This window comes from Rhizobium sp. YTUHZ045, assembly GCF_051124255.1.
Lineage (GTDB): Bacteria > Pseudomonadota > Alphaproteobacteria > Rhizobiales > Rhizobiaceae > Rhizobium.
Genome location: NZ_CP101436.1, coordinates 201,232 through 219,830, shown reverse-complemented (window position 1 = coordinate 219,830; position 18,599 = coordinate 201,232). Strand labels below are relative to the sequence as shown.

19 protein-coding genes are annotated in these 18,599 nt (G+C 63.0%); 6 read left to right on the top strand and 13 right to left on the bottom strand.

Going from position 1 to position 18,599, the window contains the following annotated elements; all coding sequences use genetic code 11:
* Positions 1-5: 5 nt before the first annotated feature.
* Genes NMA58_RS32435 through NMA58_RS32400 form a run of 8 tightly spaced genes read right to left on the bottom strand, consistent with a single transcriptional unit; the run spans position 6 to position 8,192 of the window.
* Positions 6-1,019 (bottom strand): succinylglutamate desuccinylase/aspartoacylase family protein, encoded by a 1,014-nt coding sequence (locus NMA58_RS32435; RefSeq protein WP_430960632.1) that lies wholly within the window; start codon positions 1,017-1,019, stop codon positions 6-8.
* A gap of 31 nt (positions 1,020-1,050) precedes the next feature.
* Entirely contained in the window at positions 1,051-1,395 is a 345-nt protein-coding gene (locus tag NMA58_RS32430) for a RidA family protein (RefSeq protein ID WP_088394588.1), read from the bottom strand.
* Positions 1,396-1,432: 37 nt separating this feature from the next.
* A complete protein-coding gene (locus NMA58_RS32425) occupies positions 1,433-2,743 on the bottom strand; it encodes an alanine racemase (RefSeq protein WP_434715102.1) in 1,311 nt (436 codons plus the stop codon).
* Complete coding sequence (locus tag NMA58_RS32420) at positions 2,736-3,692, bottom strand: amidohydrolase family protein (protein ID WP_430960628.1); 957 nt, start codon at positions 3,690-3,692, stop codon at positions 2,736-2,738. The genes NMA58_RS32425 and NMA58_RS32420 overlap by 8 nt, the downstream gene beginning before the upstream one ends.
* Positions 3,689-4,630 (bottom strand): ABC transporter permease, encoded by a 942-nt coding sequence (locus NMA58_RS32415; protein ID WP_434715101.1) that lies wholly within the window; start codon positions 4,628-4,630, stop codon positions 3,689-3,691. Before NMA58_RS32415 ends, NMA58_RS32420 begins: the two co-directional genes overlap by 4 nt.
* Positions 4,627-5,589, bottom strand: a complete 963-nt coding sequence (locus NMA58_RS32410) for an ABC transporter permease (RefSeq protein ID WP_434715100.1) — start codon at positions 5,587-5,589, stop codon at positions 4,627-4,629. The genes NMA58_RS32415 and NMA58_RS32410 overlap by 4 nt, the downstream gene beginning before the upstream one ends.
* Complete coding sequence (locus NMA58_RS32405; RefSeq protein ID WP_430960625.1) at positions 5,586-7,100, bottom strand: sugar ABC transporter ATP-binding protein; 1,515 nt, start codon at positions 7,098-7,100, stop codon at positions 5,586-5,588. The genes NMA58_RS32410 and NMA58_RS32405 overlap by 4 nt, the downstream gene beginning before the upstream one ends.
* Positions 7,101-7,121: 21 nt before the next feature.
* Positions 7,122-8,192, bottom strand: a complete 1,071-nt coding sequence (locus tag NMA58_RS32400; RefSeq protein WP_434715099.1) for an ABC transporter substrate-binding protein — start codon at positions 8,190-8,192, stop codon at positions 7,122-7,124.
* 221 nt (positions 8,193-8,413) lie between these two features.
* Here NMA58_RS32400 and NMA58_RS32395 point away from each other — a divergent pair, with 221 nt between their 5' ends.
* The 5 genes from NMA58_RS32395 (at position 8,414) to NMA58_RS32375 (ending at position 13,514) form a co-directional block, all read left to right on the top strand.
* The gene (locus NMA58_RS32395) at positions 8,414-9,199 is read left to right on the top strand and encodes an IclR family transcriptional regulator (RefSeq protein WP_285193979.1); all 786 of its coding nucleotides are present in this window, start codon (positions 8,414-8,416) and stop codon (positions 9,197-9,199) included.
* 297 nt (positions 9,200-9,496) lie between these two features.
* Positions 9,497-10,849, top strand: a complete 1,353-nt coding sequence (locus tag NMA58_RS32390) for an LLM class flavin-dependent oxidoreductase (protein WP_434715098.1) — start codon at positions 9,497-9,499, stop codon at positions 10,847-10,849.
* Between the two features lie 10 nt (positions 10,850-10,859).
* Positions 10,860-11,711 carry an ABC transporter permease gene (locus NMA58_RS32385; RefSeq protein ID WP_434715097.1) on the top strand — a complete coding sequence of 284 codons (852 nt, stop codon included), beginning with the start codon at positions 10,860-10,862 and terminating at the stop codon, positions 11,709-11,711.
* 39 nt (positions 11,712-11,750) lie between these two features.
* Positions 11,751-12,734 carry an ABC transporter substrate-binding protein gene (locus tag NMA58_RS32380; protein WP_434715096.1) on the top strand — a complete coding sequence of 328 codons (984 nt, stop codon included), beginning with the start codon at positions 11,751-11,753 and terminating at the stop codon, positions 12,732-12,734.
* A 9-nt stretch (positions 12,735-12,743) separates the two neighbouring features.
* The gene (locus NMA58_RS32375) at positions 12,744-13,514 is read left to right on the top strand and encodes an ABC transporter ATP-binding protein (RefSeq protein ID WP_430960620.1); all 771 of its coding nucleotides are present in this window, start codon (positions 12,744-12,746) and stop codon (positions 13,512-13,514) included.
* A 39-nt stretch (positions 13,515-13,553) separates the two neighbouring features.
* Here NMA58_RS32375 and NMA58_RS32370 read toward each other — a convergent pair whose 3' ends face one another.
* The 3 genes from NMA58_RS32370 to NMA58_RS32360 form a co-directional block, all read right to left on the bottom strand.
* Positions 13,554-13,976 carry a type II toxin-antitoxin system VapC family toxin gene (locus tag NMA58_RS32370; RefSeq protein WP_434715095.1) on the bottom strand — a complete coding sequence of 141 codons (423 nt, stop codon included), beginning with the start codon at positions 13,974-13,976 and terminating at the stop codon, positions 13,554-13,556.
* Positions 13,973-14,239: a type II toxin-antitoxin system Phd/YefM family antitoxin gene (locus tag NMA58_RS32365; RefSeq protein WP_430960618.1), complete on the bottom strand. Its 267-nt coding sequence runs from the start codon at positions 14,237-14,239 to the stop codon at positions 13,973-13,975. Before NMA58_RS32365 ends, NMA58_RS32370 begins: the two co-directional genes overlap by 4 nt.
* 136 nt (positions 14,240-14,375) lie before the next feature.
* Entirely contained in the window at positions 14,376-16,190 is a 1,815-nt protein-coding gene (locus NMA58_RS32360; protein WP_434715094.1) for a chloride channel protein, read from the bottom strand.
* A 198-nt stretch (positions 16,191-16,388) separates the two neighbouring features.
* Here NMA58_RS32360 and NMA58_RS32355 point away from each other — a divergent pair, with 198 nt between their 5' ends.
* Positions 16,389-16,823: a MarR family winged helix-turn-helix transcriptional regulator gene (locus tag NMA58_RS32355; protein ID WP_430960616.1), complete on the top strand. Its 435-nt coding sequence runs from the start codon at positions 16,389-16,391 to the stop codon at positions 16,821-16,823.
* 93 nt (positions 16,824-16,916) lie between these two features.
* Here NMA58_RS32355 and NMA58_RS32350 read toward each other — a convergent pair whose 3' ends face one another.
* The gene (locus tag NMA58_RS32350; protein ID WP_434715093.1) at positions 16,917-17,825 is read right to left on the bottom strand and encodes a homocysteine S-methyltransferase family protein; all 909 of its coding nucleotides are present in this window, start codon (positions 17,823-17,825) and stop codon (positions 16,917-16,919) included.
* A 72-nt stretch (positions 17,826-17,897) separates the two neighbouring features.
* Complete coding sequence (locus tag NMA58_RS32345) at positions 17,898-18,587, bottom strand: ABC transporter permease (RefSeq protein WP_434715092.1); 690 nt, start codon at positions 18,585-18,587, stop codon at positions 17,898-17,900.
* Between the last annotated feature and the right edge of the window lie 12 nt (positions 18,588-18,599).

The window sequence follows — 18,599 nt, the reverse complement described above, 5'->3', positions numbered from 1 at the left end:
TTGGCTCAGGATGCGGTGAATTCGGCGACCTGGATCAGGCAGTCCCCGGCCTGGCTGTCGCAGTGCAGCCTGTGCGAGATGACAATGCCGCTTTCGACAAAGCGCAGCTCTTCCTCTGGCTGGTCCAGGCGCTCCAGATCATGATACCATCCCGCCAGATCGCCGGCGGCAACGGTGGCGCCGAGCGCGACAGCCGGCTCGAACCAGCCTCTGCGGCTCGCATAGATGCCTTGGCTGTGCCGGGATAGCGAAAGCAGTTGCAGCGGCCCAGGCTGAAGGAGCGGTCCTCGCGACAGGACCGGGCGCTCAACGATGCCGAGTGTCAAAAGCAGCCGATCGATTGCCGCCGCCGTGAAGGTCATCGTCTCGGGCGTCACGGTTCCGCCCCCGCCAAATTCGCCGGAAAGCCCGATTGTCCCCGCCCGTGCGGCAGCACCCATCGATGTCGGTGCCGCCCGCCCGTTATCGGCGATGAAGGCATAGGATGCGCCGAGCGCCCGCATCAGCGACACGGACCGCTCGAAGCGGGCGGCATCGGCCTGCCGCTCGATCAGCGCGCACGGCAGGTGCGCCATCGACGTGCCGCCCGAATGCAGGTCGAGCACGACGTCGTGGCGCGGAAAGAGTTCACGTTCGAGGAAATGCGCCATCCGCGCTGTCGGCGATCCCTGAGGATCGCCGGGAAAGGCGCGGTTGAGGTTGCCGCCGTCGAAGGGCGAACAGCGCTTGGCCGCCATCACCGCCGGCAGGTTCGCCATCGGCAGGATGGTGACGGCGCCGCTTATTTCCGTAACGTCCAACAGCCGCATCAGCCGGCCGAGTTGCAGTTCACCCTCGTATTCGTCACCGTGATTGCCCGCCATCAGCAACAGAGACGGGCCCTCGCCATTCCTGAGATGGAGGACCGGGATGCGGATCTGATAATAGGGCGAACGGTCTACCGAATAAGGAATGGCGAGGTGGCCGGCCTGCCGGCCCTCGCGCGAGAAGTCGATCGGATTGACAATGCCGCTGTGCATCATGTCTCCAGTCCGGGCGGTTACATCGCCCTCAGAGCGCGGCGATCGCGGTCATTTCGACGCGCAAATCGGGATCGGCGAGGCGTGCTTCGGTGCAGGCGCGCGCCGGCGGGTTTTCGATGTCGATCCAGCCGTCATAGACGCCGTTCATCGCCTCGAAATCGACGATTGCCGGCAGGAAAACATTGACGGCGATCAGACGCGAGCGGTCCGTACCGGCTTCCTTCAAAAGAGCGTCTATCTTGCCGAGCACATCGCGAGTCTGCTCTTCGATCCCAGCCTTGCGATTTTCCGCGACCTGGCCGGCAATATAGACGAGACCGCCATAGCTGACGGCTTGGCTCATTCGCGAACCTTTCTGATAACGCTGGATCATGGGCAGGTTTTCCTTTTCTTGCTTTTGAAGGGAAGGTTCAGCCGAAGCTTGTGAGATAGGCCGCCGTCACCGAGTGATCGGGGTCGAGGCCATAGAGAATGGCGTGCCGGTCAAGGCAGGTGCAGGGATGCGAGATGCCGAACTCGATGACGTCGCCGACACAGACGTCATTCGCCTCGGCAAGGGCGACGAAGGCATGCTGATCGTTGAGGCGGAAAACCTCGGCGCCCTTGAGATCGCCGAGATATGCCCCATCGCGATAGATCGCCAGCGGCCGCGGCAGCCCTTGGTCCATCGCCACGTCGCGCATGCCCATGCCTGAGATTGCAAGCCGCGGCTCCGGCCGCGACAGGACTTCGGCCCAAACCCTGAGCGCCGGACGAAACCCTGCCGCCGCCGAAAGCGTCTCGCCAGCCATACGGAAGCCGCCGCGCGCATCGAGGCCGGCAGGGCCGCGCTCATAGACCCCGTGATCGTGGAAGAAGATGGCGCCGCTTCGCAGGATCAGCCGGCAGGCCGGATCGGCGGCAACCGCGGCTGAAAGCCCGGCAATCACGAGATCGAAAAACACCGAGCCGCCTGATGTCACAAGAAGCGGTCGGTCAGGGCCTGTGCGGGTGCGCACCTTCGACAGAAAATCTGCCGTCATTGCCATCAGAGCCTCGATGCGAACAATTGTCTCTGCCGCATCGGCGGTCGCGGCAGCACCTTCATAGGCGGCAATGCCGCTCAACCGGAAGGTCGACGTCTCGGCGGCAAGAATTGCCTCGAGAACTGCCTCAGCGGCAGCGGCGCTGCGGATGCCGGCCCGGCCCGCGCCGAGCTCCACCAGCAGGCCCAGAGGCGGCAGGTCCGTACGCTCTCGCCACGCCGACCGGAGCGCTTCGACGAGTGCTACCGAATCCACGAAGATGTGGAGTTCGGCATCAGGATACCGGCCGAGCAAAGCCGCAAGCCGTCGGGCGGCTGCCGCCCCGCCGATCTCGTTGGCGAGGATCAGGCGGCGTTGTCCAGCCTTGAGCAGCACGGCGGCCTGGCGGATATCGGCGACCGTGGCGCCCCAGGCACCAGCCGTCACAAGCGCGTCCGCGAGCGCCGTCGACATCGGCGTCTTGGCATGCGGAGCGATTTCGGCATCGTGGCTTTTTACATAAACGATCATCAGGTCGACATTGGCAGAGAAGGCCTGCCGGTCGAGCGAGATCAGCGGCAGAGCCATCCTGCCGTCATAAGGCTTCCAGCCCTGTTTGCCGATTTCCGAGAGCGGAAGCGGTGGATGACCCGGCGGAAAGCCCCGCACCCGCTCATCGATCAGCACGTTTTCCCACACAGCATGAAGGTCAGACATGGCAGCCCCTCCCGGCTTCGGCCGGGTCGGCGATCCCGAGACGGTAGGTATCGTTGGCGGTGGCGAAGAACAGGGCGCGCTGGTCGTCCGGAGAAAGCCGCGAGGCGACCGTACGGAAAACCTCATAGACCTCGTCGAAAGAGGCGTGCAGACCTGCGACCGGAAAATCGCTCGCAAACATCGAACGTTCAGGCCCGAAACAATCGAGGCAATGCTCGATCACCGGCCGCAGGCTTTCAAGCGTCCAGTTATTGTCGTAGGCGACGAGATCGGAAATCTTCAGGCGCATGTTGGGTTCTTTACCGAGTGCCCGCAGGCCGCGGCGCCAGAGCGTCATGCCATCCTGCGTCCGGTCGACGGGGCTTCCGCCGTGGTTGAGGACGAAAAGCGTCTCCGGAAAGGCCTGTACGAGCTCAAGCGCTTCATCCATCTGCCAGGGATAAAGCATCAGGTCGAAGACCAGCCCCAGCCGCGTGGCATGCGCAAGCCCCGCCCGCCAGACAGGATCGCTCATGCGATCCGGACTCGACGCAAAACTCTTCGCTGCATCGGCATGCCAGCTGAGAATATCGCGGATGCCGACGACATTGGGATTTTCCGCTTCCGCCTCGATCAGGCGCAGGGCGTCCGGCCGGTCGAGGGCAATGCCGGCGACATAACGGTGCGCCACGCCGGAGCCGCGGTCGAGGCCATCCAGCCAACGGCTCTCCTCCAGCGGGTAGGCAACGGACCAGCCGGCCTCGACATGGACGGTCGCAACCACGTTCTGGCGCGCGGCGTCGGCGCGATAGTCGTCGATGCCATAGTCGCGCAGGATCGATGCCAAGCTCCCGAACACCATCCCTTCATCTGATACCCGCGCCTTCTGAAGCCAGGGATGACGCTGCAGGCCGAGATCCCAGAGATGGTGGTGCGGGTCGATCACCGGCCCGTCGTAACCTCCCGTCATCGGCGCGCCTCCCGGCCGGAAACGAGCAGAAGGGCGAGGATCAGAGTGCCGAACAGGATCGACCGCCAGCCGGGCGAGGCGTTGACGACGGTGATCAGCGCCGTCGCCGTCACAAGCAGGATCGCTCCCGGAATGGTCCCGGCATAGGTGCCGCGCCCGCCGAGGATCGAGGTGCCGCCGAGCACGACGGCGGCGATCGAGGTCAGCAGATAGGGATCGCCGATGCCGACATAGCCTTGCCGGTTCATGCCGAGAACGAGAATGCCGGCAAGACCTGCGAAAAAACCCGACAGGGTATGGGCGATCAGGGTGTTGCGCGTGACGCTGACGCCGGAAAGCCGGGCGGCCAGCGGGTTCGCTCCAAGGGCAAGGAAACGGGCGCCGATCGGCATGCGGTGGACGAGCAGGAGGACGAGAACCGCGACGGCGAGCCACAGAATGATGCCCGAGGGAATGCCGAGCGGCCGCGACTGCCCAAGCATGATGACTGCGGGATTGCTGACGGTGACGGCGCTGCCGCCGGCGACGATGACGAGCAGGCCCTGCAGGAAGGTCGCCATGGCAAGCGTCATGATGATCGGCGGCACGCGGAGATAGGTGGCACCTGCGCCATTCACCAGGCCGATTCCGGTGGCGATGGTAAGGGCTGCCGCGATGCCGGCAAGGCCGGTCGGATCCCATGCCGGCGAAATCAGCGGCAGCAGGATCGCCGTGACCGTGATGACCGCGCCGACGGAAAGGTCGATGCCGCCCATCAGAATAACCAGCGTCTGCCCGGCGGCGGCGATGCCGATCACGGCGGCGAGCTCGAGAAGGTAGCGCAAATGGCCGTAGGCGCCGAAGCCGCGCAGCGTAAAGCTTGCGACGATCCAGACGAGCGCCACCAGAAGAAAGGTCAGGAGCGGCGGGTTGCGGAATGCTGATCTGATGATGTTCATCGTCTTGCCCTCCAGGCGCCAAGAAGTTCCGGAACGGCAACCGCGCCGACGATGATCAACCCTTGAGCGACATATTGTGCGACCGGCGGGAAGCCGAGGAAGAACATGACGTTGATCATGACCGAGAGCAGCAGGCTGCCGCTGATCGCACCGCGCATTGTGCCCTTACCGCCGAGGAAGCCGACTCCGCCGAGCACGGCGGCGGCGATCGAGTTCAGCGTGAAGGGTGTGCCGATCACGGGGTCTCCGGAGCCGGTCTGGGCGGCGACGAAGAGGCCGGTCAGCGCTGCCAGAAGACCGGAGAGCGCAAAAGCCGTGACCTTCACGCGTTCGACCGGCACGCCGGAACGGAATGCGCCGACCGGGTTGTCGCCGGCCGCGTAGATGCCGAGGCCGAGCGGCGTTGCGAGAAACAGCTTCCACAGCGCCAGGATCGCCAAGAGCATGAGAAAGGCGACGGGCGTATGGCCGGCCAGCACCGTCGACAGCCAGTCGGGGATTGCGCCACCGGGTCGCGGCAGCAGGATGAGTGCGACGCCGCTGATGATGAAGGAGCCGGCGAGCGTGACGATGATCGCAGGAAGCCTCAGATGGGTGACGATCGCGCCGGTGGCGGCGCCGACCGCAAGGCCGGCGGCGGCGACCGCGAGAATGCCGCCTGGCACGCCGAGCGCCCCTTCCATCGTCGTCGCGGCGATGACCGCGCCGAGGCTGACGAGCGGACCGATCGCCAGCGTGATGCCGCCGTTCAGCATGAGCAGCGCCTGCGCCATGGTGACGAGTGCGAGCGGGAACCAGTTCTGCGTGAACTTCGAGAAGCCGCCGATCGAAAGGATGCCCGGAAAGAGCATCGCATAAAGGATCAGAAAGGCCGCGACGACAAGATAGAGGCCGGCGAGGCCGCGATTGCGGCGCATCTGAATCGAGGGATAGAGCCGGGATGAGGAACTGGTGTTCATGCCGCCTCTCCCTGTGCCGTGGTCGTGACGCCCATGGCCGCACCGACGATCGCTCCTTCGCTTATCTCATCCTGCGACAGCATCGCCGCGACGCGTCCTTCGCGGAGAACGACGACACGATCGCAGAGATGTACGAGTTCGGGCGTATCGGAACTGGCGAGGATGACGAGCCGCCCTTCGGCGGCGAAGGCGCGAAGCATGAGATAGATCTCCCGCTTGGTCTCGATGTCGACGCCGCGAGTGGGATCGTTGAGCAGCAGAACAGATGGATCGAGCGGCAGCCATTTGGCAAGCGCCACCTTCTGCTGGTTGCCGCCGGAAAGCGCTTGCACCGGGCGGCCCGTATCACCCTTGATCGTCAGCCGGCGCGCGAGATCGGCGACGAGGCCGGTTTCCGCCTGCCGGTCGCGAAGGCCCTTGGCAGCAAGCCGTCCGAGCGAGGGCAGGATGAGATTGGATGCGATGGAATGCGGCAGCACCAGCCCCTCATGCTTGCGGTCGGCCGGGACATAGACGATACCAGCCGCATTCGCCTCGCCGACATCGGCGGGCAGGCCCGATTTGCCGGAGACTTCCGCTCGGGCGGCGGCGGCCGGAATGGCGCCGTAGAGGCCAAGCAGCAGATCTTCCTGCCCTTGACCCACAAGCCCGCCGATGCCGACGATCTCGCCGGCGCGGGCGGAGAAGGCGATGTCGCGCACCATGCCAGCGGAAAAACCTTCGACGCTGATGCGCATGACACCGGGCGTGGTGGCCCCGCGCGGCGGGAACAGGTCGCCGGGCTCGCGGCCGACCATGAGACGCACCAGCCCTTCGCCGTCGATGCCGGAAAGCGACTGATCTGCAGTGACGCCACCATCTTTCAGCACCGTAACATGCGAGCAGAGCGCCTGCACCTCGTTGAGGCGGTGGGAAATATAGAGGAGCGCCATGCCGCGCCCCTTGAGCGTCTCGATCAATCGGGCGAGGACGCCGGCTTCATGGGCCGAGAGCGACGAGGTAGGCTCGTCTAGAATGAGCACGCGCGGCTTGCGAAACAGCGCCTTGGCGATCTCTACCATCTGGCGGCGGCCGAGCGCGAGATCGGCGACCGGCATGTCGAACGGCTCGCTGAGCCCCACCATATCGCACACCTCCTGCACGCCGCGGTGAAGGGCTCGGTAATCGATGAGGCCGAACCGGCGCGGAAAGGCGCCGAGTCCGATATTTTCGGCAATCGAGAGGCTGGCCGTCAGGCTCAGCTCCTGCTGAACCACGGCGATACCGGCTTTGCGGGCCGCCGCCGGGCTGTAACGGCCGACCGGTTGGCCGTCTATCAGGATTGACCCGCCGTCCGGCTGGAGCGCGCCGGACAGGAGGTTGATCAGCGTGGACTTGCCGGCGCCGTTTTCGCCGAGCAGGGCGTGAACCCTGCCCGGCAGAAGGGCGATGTCGACGCCCTTCAAGACGGGGTTGCCGAAAAACCCCTTGAACACCTGCCGGGCTTCCAGCAGGGGGCTTTCTTCCGTCATGACGACGTTCCCCAACGCGGATTACTTGCTCAGCAGCTTGTCGAAGAGTGCCTTGTCATAGTCCGAGTAGATATAGCCGTCAGCCGGGAACTTGTCGGCGCGCGAGAGATAGCTGCCGATCGAGCTGTCGTCGATGACAGGCAGCGGCACTTTGACGAAGGCAGGGACATCCTTGCCCTGCAGCGTCTGGACCGCGGTATAGACGGAGAGCGCCCCGAGCCAGTTGGGCTGCATCGTCGCCCAGCCCTTCAATCCCTTCTCTTTCCAGAGCTCGAGGAACTGGCGGGCATTTTCGCCTGTTGTCGGCACCTGGTCGCGGCCCTGACGCTCGAAGGCGAGGACGGAACCGGCCGACAAGGCGCCGCCGAGCGACAGTACGCCGTCAATTTCCGGATTGGCGAAAAGCAGGCTTGTCATCGCTTCCTGTGCCGGCGCGACATTATACTCCGTGTTGGTTTCGGTAATCACCTGGATGCCGGGATTGGCATCGAGAACCGGCTGGGCGCCCTTGCGGCGGTCGTCGCTCACCGAAATGCCGGCCGGGCCGTTCATGACGATGATCTTGCCCTTGCCGCCGAGTTGGCTGACCATCCACTTGGCCGCCGTCGCGCCCCATTCGTTGGAATCGGTGTTGATCTTCGCCGTCACCTTGTCGGTATTGACCAGACTGTCGAAATTCACCACCGCGATACCCTTGTCGCAGGCATCCGAGATGACGCGGTCGAGCGCCGTGGAGGAACCGGCGATCACGACGATGGCGTCGACATTGGCATCAATCATAGACTGGATATGCTGGATCTGCGTCTGGGCGTTGCCCTGCGCATCCGTGATCATCAGATCCTTCACCAGCCCGGCCTTCTTCAACTCCTCCACTTCGGCGGTGATCGTGCCTTCGGTCTGTTTCATCCAGGTCGGCACCGAATAGATGTTCGCCCAGCCGATCGTGTAGGGCGCCTTCCTGTCTCCCTTGATACAATTGGCGGCAGCCGAGGCCGAGCCGGTGGAAAGAACGAGAAGGGTGGCAGCGGCGGCGGCTCCGGCGAGAAGGCGGCGGCGGCGCGAGGCGGAAATGCTGTTCTCAGAATTTTTCATGTCGATCCCCTTTTGTGTGGCAGCGTTAACGCTTGCCATCTGTTTTTGTCCAATATAATGTACACATGATCTAAATACCGGACGCGTCGATCTTATGCCGATTTTTTTGCCTCGCAAGGGGGATGAAAAAAATTTTCGTCGGCTGGCAACAACAGGATCGGTTGACAGATGCGGCGGAGGGTTTGAAAAGCTTGGCCGAACAGAAATTGGGATCGACAGCAATGGACGCAATTCAGGACGAAGCGATCGGCAAGCGGGCCCGTGGGCTCGACCGGGCTTTCGAAATCCTCGATTTCCTGCGCCAGAAGCGGCAGGCCTTGAAGCCGAATGAAATCGCCGCACAGATCGGCGCGCCGCGCTCATCGGTCTACGAGCTCGTCAACCTTCTGCTGAGCAACGGCATACTGGAATTCACGGGCGGCGAGGGGCGGGTCTATCTCGGCCGTAAGCTCTATTTCCTCGGCGCCGCCTATGAAAACCATTTTGATTTCACCCGCGAATGCGAGGCCGCGCTGGAACAGCTCGCCGACGAAACGCGGGAGACGGCGCAGTTCTGCATGCTGGATGGAAACAAATATACGGTCGTGCGCATGCGCGAAGGCGCGCGGCCGTTCCGCATTTCGACGGATATCGGCCAGTCGGTGCCGATCCCGTGGACGGCCTCCGGGCGCTTGCTGGTCGCGCATTTGTCGGATCAGGAAATCCTGAACTTCATTCCGTCGCAAGATTTTCGTCTGCCGAACGGCGAATGGCTCGATCCGCAAAGCTTCATCGTCGAGGTCCGCCAGGCCGAGCGAGAAGGTCTCTTCACGTTCAACAGCATCGTCGACAGCTTTACCCATTGTTTCGCGGTGCCGGTGCGGGGCGAGGAGGGTCATGCGGCCGCAACGCTCTGCCTGGTCACGCCGCGCGACGACGGCATTGCGAACCGCGACCGCTACCTCGATTGCCTGAAGAAGGCCGCCACTGGCCTGGAGCATGCCCCGGCTCGGCCGAAACGGGGCTGATACCCCGTACACGACGCGCATTGATCGCCGGCGACACTTCCTGCGGGAACTCGCGCCGAGCCACGTGCTTCCTTAAATCTTAGCACGCTCGCTGGGCTCTGCCCGCGTGCACATCGAAGAGCCGCTGCAGGACGAGCTATGTCTCGTTGTGCTCTTCGATGTTGATTTCCAGTTTGAGCCCAATCCCGCAAATCTATTCACTCTTCCCCCGAAACTACGAAATGATGTTTCTCTATTAAATTTATAGAGTACGTAATTAATATTCCGACGGCAAACGACGAACGGAGAGGATGCGAAATGACACGGAAAATCAGGCTTGGGGCATTTCTTCCCGGCGGTGGACAGCATGTTGCATCGTGGCGGCATCCCGACCAGCCGGTCGATGGGGCGACCAGTTTCGAGTTTCACAAGCAGCTCGCCCTGACGGCGGAACGAGGCCTCTTCGATGCCTACTTCCTGGCCGATGGATTGGCCGTTGGCTTCGGCGGAGCGCGTGAAGGCGGTAACGCCCGCGTCGCCGGCTTCGAGCCCGTCACCTTGTTCTCCGCCCTTGCGCCTCTCACCACCCATCTCGGCTTTATAGCGACCTCCTCGACCACCTACGAGGAGCCCTATACAACCGCCCGCAAGTTCGCTTCGCTGGATCTGATTTCGGGAGGCCGTGCCGGCTGGAACGTGGTGACCACGACGGGCGACCTGACGGCGCAGAACTTCAACCGCGAAACACAGCTTCCGCATGCCGAACGATATCGCCGCGCCGCCGAGCATGTCGACGTCGTCCGCAAACTCTGGGAGAGCTTCGAGGATGACGCGTTCATCCGCGACAAGGAGACCGGCGTCTTCTTCGATCCGGCGAAACTGCACGACACCGATCACCGTGGCGAGCATTTCAGCGTACGCGGCCCGCTTAACGTTTCGCGCTCGCCGCAGGGCCATCCCGTTATCGTGCAGGCCGGCCAATCGGAAGACGGCCGGGGACTCGCCGCCGCCACGGCTGAAGTCATCTTCACCGCCCACCAGAATATCGAAACCGCCCAGGAGTTCTATCGGGATATCAAGGCGCGCGCTCGCGGACTCGGCCGCAATCCCGATCATATCCTGGTCATGCCCGGCGTATCCGCCTTCGTCGGCCGGACCGAGGCCGAGGCGCGCGAGAAATACGACCGGCTGACCTCGCTCATTGTGGAAGAAGACGGGATCGGCCTGCTCAACGGCCTGACCGGCGGCACGCTCGACCTGCACGGCTATGATCTCGACGGGCCGCTGCCGCCTGCACCGCCGACGGAAGGCATGAAGAGCCGCCAGGCCCTCATCCGCCAGATCGCAGACGAAAACAACTTCACCATCCGCCAGCTCTATCAGTGGATCGCATCGGCCCGCGGCCACTACACCATCGTCGGCACGGCAGAGCAGATCGCCGATACGCTGCAGACATGGTTCGAGAACGAAGCGGCCGACGGCTTCAACATTTTGCCGCCTTGGCTGCCGACGGCGCTCGACGACTTTGTCGATCTCGTCATCCCGGAACTCCAGAGCCGCGGCCTGTTCCGCACTGCCTATGAAGGCAAGACGCTCCGGGAAAATCTCGGCTTGCCTTTCCCGCCAAACCGCTGGGCTGCCGGACGCACTGTCCTTGAGGCAGCGGAGTGAGGAGAAACCCATGGCCTACGAAATCAACCAGGCTCTTCCGAGAAGCTTCGGCCGACTGAAAAGCAGCAAAAGTAATAGTTCCGCTCTGGCCTCCCATATACGCGGAGTGCTCGCGGCATTTCTGCCGCGCTACGGTCTGCTCATCAGCTTCCTCGTGCTCTGGCAGGTGTCGAGCACCAGGGGCTGGATCAATCCCGCCGTCTTCCCACCTTTGAATGTGATCCTATCGGCGCTGTGGACCAATCTTTCCAATGGCGCCTTGCTCGATGACATCGCCATCAGCCTGCAGCGATCCGGAACGGCCTTCGCCTTTGCCGTCCTTGTCGGTATTCCGCTGGGCCTGTTCATGGGACAGTTTCGCTTGGTCGAACAGGCGCTCGACCCGATCCTGCAGCTCTTCCGGCAGACCTCGGCGCTGGCGCTCTATCCGGTTTTCATCCTGCTGCTCGGCCTCGGCGAAACGTCCAAGATCTTCGTGATCTTCTGGGCGACACTGTTTCCCGTGCTGCTCTCCACCATCGGCGGCGTGAAGGAAGTGGACACGAAGCTCATTGAGATGGCGCGCACCTATGGCGCCGGACCGCTGACGGTCTTCCGCCGTGTCATCCTGCCGGCATCGGTGCCTGCGATTTTCGTCGGCCTGCGTCTTTCGGCGACCACTGCGCTTCTGCTGCTGATCGCTGCCGAGATGATCGGCGCCAATAAGGGCATCGGCTTTCAGGTGATGAACGCCCAGTACAATTTCCAGATCCCGCTGATGTTTGCGGCGATCCTGCTGCTCGCCTTTCTGGGGCTTGCCGCGAATGCCCTGCTCGTTCTCCTGCAGCGCCGTCTCTGCCGCTGGTCTCAGCCGAACACGTAACCCGCTTCCCCCGATTTTCCTCTTCCGAAAGGACATTCCATGACATTCCATCCCCGCAATCTTCTCCTGCCGGCCGTGATCGCTCTCGGTCTTGCCACGACGGCCGCAGCCGCCGACACTGTGAAGCTGCGCTACCTCGCCAGCCAGGGCGGTCTTGCCGCCCATGAACTTGCCGAAGAGCTCGGCTATTTCAAAGACACCGGCATCACGTTTGAGAATGTCGGCTATGCCCAGGGCGGCCCTGCGTCTCTCATCGCTCTCGCATCCGGCGACGTCGAGATCGGCAGCGCCGCCACCTCCGCCGTCCTCAATTCGATCATCGGCGGCAATGATTTCGTCGCCGCCTATCCGTCGAACGGCATCAATGACGAGGTGCAATCGACCTTCTACGTGTTGGAAGACAGCCCGATCAAAAGCATCAAGGACATTGCCGGCAAGAGTATCGCGGTCAACACGCTGGGCGCGCATCTCGACTATACCATCCGCGAGGCCCTGCATTCCGTCGGCTTGCCGAGCGACTCCGCCAATCAGGTCGTCGTTCCCGGGCCGCAGCTCGAGCAGGTGCTGCGCTCCAAGCAGGTCGACATTGCCGCCTTCGGCTATTGGCAGACGACCTTCGAAGGCGCTGCGCTCAAGAACGGCGGCCTGCGCCCGGTTTTCGACGATACCGACGTGCTAGGAGACATTGCGGGCGGCTTCGTGGTCCTGCGCCGTGATTTCACCAAGCAACATCCGGAAGCCTCGAAGATTTTCGTCGAGCAGTCGGCCCGCGCTCTCGACTATGCCCGCGAGCATCCCGAGGAAACCAAGAAGATCCTGGCCAAGGCGCTCGCCGAACGTGGCGAGAATCCCGATATTGCGCAGTATTTCCGCGGCTACGGCGTGCGTGCCGGGGGTCTGCCGGTCGAGCGCGACATCCAGTTCTGGATCAATGTCCTGGTGCGCGAAGGCAAGCTGAAGCAAGGCCAACTGGCGGCAAAGGACATTCTCTTCTCAGCCGACGCCAAGCCGGCAAGCAACTGAGGAACCGCCATGAGCATCGCCGAGCACATTCGCCGCGGGGAGGTGACGATCCGTCGCCTCTCAAAATCCTATAGGCTGAACGGCAGCCACCTACAGGTTCTGAAGGACATCAACCTCCATATCCGCTCCGGCGAAAGCCTCGCCATCGTCGGCGCCAGCGGTTCGGGCAAGACGACACTGCTCAGGGTTCTCGCCGGGCTTGAGGATTGCGATACCGGAGAGGTGCTGGTCGACGGCAAGGCAATACGAGGCGTCGGCGCGGAACGCGCAGTGATTTTCCAGGAGCCGCGCCTTCTTCCCTGGCTTACGGTGCTCGACAACGTTGCTTTCGGCCTGGAAACGAGAGGCCTGTCGCGTGAGCAGGCGAGGAACCGGGCGCGCCGCTATGTCAAGCTCGTCGGCCTGCAGCAATTCGAAGCGGCCTATCCCCGGCAGCTCTCCGGCGGCATGGCGCAGCGCGTCGGCATCGCCCGGGCGCTTGCCGTCCAGCCCGAAATTCTGCTGCTCGACGAACCGCTCGGGGCGCTCGACGCCATGACCAAGATCGGCATGCAGCAGGAGCTCGCACGGATCTGGCGCGACGAGGATGTAACGACCATTCTCGTCACACACGATCTCGAAGAGGCGATCTATCTCGCGGACCGAATCCTGATCCTGCCGCGGGAGAAGGGAGCCGAGCCGCGCCTGATCGAAATCGATCTGCCGCGTCCGCGCGACCGCAGCGCGCCGGAATTCGTTCGCCATCGCGAGGAGCTGCTGAACCTGTTCGGATTGCACTGAACGCTGCGGCCTCTATCGGTTCTGCAGGCCGAAGACATTTCACCCGGCCCAGGGATCGATCAGCTCGATCCCGAAGCCGTCGAAATCCCTAATATTACGCGTCGCGAGGCTGAGATGATGAGCAATCGCTGTCGCCCCGACCAGGCCGTCCATTGACGACAGGCCGCGGCCTTTCCGTCTTGCATCGCCCCTAAGATCTCCGCAGGCTAAGGCAACCGGTTCATCCACTGGAATGATGCGATGCTCGAAACGTTGCGTCAGGTCGTGGGCAAGCCATTCGGCCAGGGCGTCGCGTTTGCGCCCCTTGTCCATCAGGGCAACACCGCGCCGGATCTCTGCTACCGATACGATGCTGATGAAGGAGCGATCCTCATCGAGCTTATCCAGCCATTTCAGGACGCGCGCATCCGGGTTCGGCTTAGTCACCTCGGACAGGATATTGGTATCCAGCAAAAGCTTCACAGCGCCGGGTCACGCGGTTCATCGCGTTGACGCTCAAGGTCCAGATCGGCGCCGCGTAGGGGCGATTGCATCAGAAATTCGGCAAGCGTTCCCTTGCGGGCGGTCTTCCGCTGCCATTCCTCGGCAGAGACGACCACGACACTCGGCTTGCCGTTTCGCGTAATCGTCTGCGGCGTGGATTGCGCGCGTTCGATGACCTCGGAAAGCTTCGCCTTCGCACTGGCAACGGTCCAGCTTTCATCGACGTGTGGTGACGGCTGCATCGCGCATTCTCCTGACCAGAATGACTATAATGACTATATACGCCGAGACTGGGTGAGTGGCAAGCAGCCGTCACTGGTTAGCTCACGTGGGCCGAAGATGCTCGGCCGCGTATTGCCCGGAAAAGACCGCAGACGGTTATGAAGGCTTGCTCCTTGCTCCGGCCGTCAGATAGGGCCGCCGGTCCAGTTCCGCCGACCGATAGGAACTGCGCAGCCGCAGCAGATCCTTGCGGGCGATCAGGCCGCACAGCTTGCCCGATGCTGCATCGACGATCGGAATGCGGCCGCTGTCCGTCGACAGCATCAGGTCGGCGATGAAGGCGACCGTATCGTCCGGATGCCCGACAGGCACGGCGTCATCGGTTACATTCTCCGCAAGCGTCTGGGCAGCGAGGTCCGGCTTCCCCTGCCAGAGAAGGGCATCAGCCCGCGAGACGATGCCGGCCAGCCTGCCCGCAGCATCGACCACCGGATAGATTCGGTGCGTTTTCTCTTGAGAGACGAACAAGTCGCATACCTGACCGACCGTCATGCTGACAGGAAGCGTGTCGACATCGCTGATCATGATCTCCCTGGCTCGGGACAACTCGAACGGATCGACGCCATATTCGCGGGTAATGTGCTGGCCGCGGCGCGCGATCTTCTCGGTGAGGATGGAGCGGCGCAGCAGCAGCACCGTGATGGCATAAGCCACCACCGTTGCCGCGAGCAGGGGAACGAGGGTGCCGACGTCGCCGGTGATCTCCATCGCGAAGAAGGTCCCCGTCAGCGGCGCGCGCATGGTTCCGCCCATCATCGCGGCCATTCCGAGCAGCGCCCAGAAGCCGGGATCGTTGCCGGGCATGACGATCCCGACGAGCCATCCGAGCGCGCCGCCGAAGATGAGAAGGGGAGCGAGTACGCCGCCCGAAGTCCCCGACGAAAGGGCAAACAGCCAGATGATCGTCTTCACCAGCAGGATCGACAGTACAGCCGGTGCGAGCAGCCGATTGTTGAGCAGCCCGTCGATGATGTCGTAGCCGACGCCCATCGCCCGCGGTTCGATCAGGCCACCGAGACCGATGACGAGACCGCCAAGCGCAGGCCACCACATCCAGTGGATCGGCAATGCTTCGAACAGGTCCTCGATCTTGTAGAGCAGCGTCGTCAGCAAGCCGGATTGCAGACCTGTAATGATGCCCATTGCCGCACAGGCGAAAATCCCCCACCAAGGCAAGGTCACCTGGAAATGGGTCGGGAACAGCGAACCGGCGCCGAACAGCAGCGGGCGCCAGCAGATCGACACGCAGGCGGCGACGGCGACGGGAATAAAGCTGCGCGGCTTCCATTCGAACAACAGCAGTTCGACCGCCAGCATGACCGCGGCGATCGGCGAACCAAAGATCGCCGTCATGCCCGCCGCCGCACCCGCAACGAGAAGTGTCTTTCGCTCGGCCGCGCTCATGTGAAAGAATTGGGCAAAAAGCGAGCCGATCGCGCCACCGGTCATGATGATCGGTCCCTCGGCGCCGAACGGACCGCCCGTTCCGATCGAGATCGCCGAAGACAGCGGCTTCAGGACAGCGACCTTCGGCGACATCAGGCTGCCGCCGATCAGGATGGCCTCGATCGCTTCCGGGATGCCGTGGCCGCGGATCTTCTCGGAGCCGAAGCGAGCCATCAGCCCGATGACGAGGCCGCCGAGCGGCGGCACCATTACCACCCACAATGAACGCGTCACGCCGGCCAGCGAGGCGGACTCGATGCCGATCTTGCCGAACCAGATGACATTCGCCACCAGCGCGATAAGGCTGACGAGGCACCATGCTGCAAAGGCGCTGGCGGAGCCGATGATGATAGCCATGCCGATCAGGACGAGGACCCGCCTGTCGGTGGTGAAATCTCCGGCCTCGCGCCGGGAAAGACCGCCCGTAAAGTCGTGCGGCCGGTTGCTGGTTTGATGCTGCGCCATGGAAGCCTCTGCTACGCGGAAATAAGTATGCTTGAGAGGCTTGGATATATCGTACTACGATATAAATCAACGGATGAAAGCGTGAAGACGAACATGTCTTTTGAACATGCTTCCCTTGACCGGCTGACGCCTGCCCATCTATTCGAGACCGGAAATAACTCCCGCACGGATCGCCACTTGCGGCAGAGGAGAACGAGTTTGAAGAAAGCCGCGCCGCCGCTGAGACGGGAGGATTACGAGGCTCTTGCCGATCTCAGATTCGCACTTCGCCAATTCATGGACTTCAGCGCCTCTGCCGCACAGTCGGAAGGCCTGCCTGCCCAGCAGCATCAGGCGTTGCTGGCGATCAAGGGACAACGCGGCGAAGCGATGACCATCGGCATGTTGGCCGAGCGGCTGATCATCGCGCCTCACACGGCGACCGAGCTTGTCGGGCGGCTGTCGGATGCGGGGCTGGTCGAACGCCATCCCGACCCTGCCGACCGGCGCCGCCAGACGCTTGCCTTGACCGACAAGGCGGACGAGCTTCTGACGAGGCTGAGCGCCGTGCATCTCTCAGAAATCAGGGTGATGGCCCCGAAGCTGATCGAACTTCTTCTCGAGCTTCAGAAGTCGGCGTCGAAGGCGGAATAGTCGACTCGCTCCACGATCACAGGAATATACCTGAGACACCGAACCGCGAGTGGAGGCGGCACCGCAACCATTACCCGCGGCCAAGATATCACCTCAGCAGGAAAGCGTCCTGCTGAGGCGATGGATATGGGCTGCGCCGATGCCGCAGCAGCCGCCGATGATCGTGGCACCCGCTTCGGCCCAGGAGCAGGCAAAGCGCGAATAGGCGTCGTCATTCAGGTCGTCACGGGTATCGTGCAGGCCTTCATTGGCGGCTGCCTCGCCTGTTTCCCCTTCGAAGGCATTGGCGTAGACACCGATTTCGATCTGAGCATTCCTCTCCCCGAACACCCGTGCCGCCGTCTCGACCGCGCCCTGCATAACCTCGGGCTTGCTGCAATTGAACAGGAAAGCCGCCGCACCCGATGACACCGCCCAGGACGCCGCCTCCTCGACGCTTTCGCCGGAGCGGAGTTTCGGCGCGCCGCCCCTGATCGCCGCCTCGTCATCCGCCAATGTGAAGGAAATCCAGAACGGCTTGCCCGATGCCGCCACCGCTTTGCGGACGGCCTCGCCCTCGGCAATCAGGCTCAAAGTCTCACCGAGCCATAGGTCGACGAAGGGAGCGAGGTTTTCGACCAGCACCTCGAGATAGTCCTGCACCCGGGAAGGCTGGAAATTCTCAGGCTCGTAGGAGCCGAAGATCGGCGGCAGCGATCCGGCGACGAGCACCTTCCGGCCGGTCACGGCATCGGCAGCCTCGCGCGCCAGACGACCTGCAAGTCGCATCAGCGCCGGCCCCTCCTCTTGGAAGCGGTTTTCGCCGATATGGAAGGGCACGAGCGCATAGCTGTTCGTCGTGATGATTTCAGAGCCGGCGGCGATGAATTCCTGGTGCACCTTCCGCACGACCTCAGGCGAATTCATCAGCGCCAGCGCCGACCATTCCGGCTGCTTCAGTTCGGCGCCCAGCCGCAGAAGCTCGCGGCTCATGCCGCCGTCGAGAATTCGCGTTGTGCTCATGAGGTAGTCTCCATTCAGGCTGTCGCGCCATTACCGGCGCCGGGCTTTTCAAAACATATGGCGAGCTTCCGCCTAGCGGCGAACCGGCACCTGCGCTTCGAGACTTCGAAAGACGCGGGCGATCACGGCAGTCAGGGCGAGATAGAAGAGAGTGACGACGATGAGCGGTTCGTAGACGAGCAGCGTGTCCTGACGAACCTTGTTGGCGACGGCATAGAGGTCCATCACCGTCACCGTGAAAGCGAGCGGCGTCGCCTTCAACTGCATGACGATCTCTCCGGCAATGGTCGGGAGGGCAATGCGAATGGCGCGCGGCAGCCAGATGCGGCGGGTGAGCTTCCAGGGCGACAGGCCAAAGGCGCGGCCGGCCTCGAGCTCGCCCTTGGGAACGGCAAGCAGCGCGCCGCGCAGCACTTCAGCCTCATAGGCCGCATAATTCAGCGTGAAGCTGACGGAAGCGAAGAAAAACCCCTCGCGCAGGATCGGCCAGAACAGGCTCTGGCGGATGCCGGGGATCATGGGCAGCAGCGAGCCGACCCCGTAATAGAGGAGCCAAAGCTGGATCAACAGCGGCGTGCCACGGAAGAAGGTGCAGTAGCCGCGGGCGGCGAGTCGCGTCAGCCTGCCGCCGGTGACCTGCGCGAAGGCGAGACCGATGGCGATGACGAAGCCGAAGACCACGGAAATAACCAGCAGCGCTACGGTCTGCCAGGCGCCGGTCAGAAGAAGCGGCCAATAGGAGGAGATCCAGGTGAAACTCATGGCGCGCTTTCT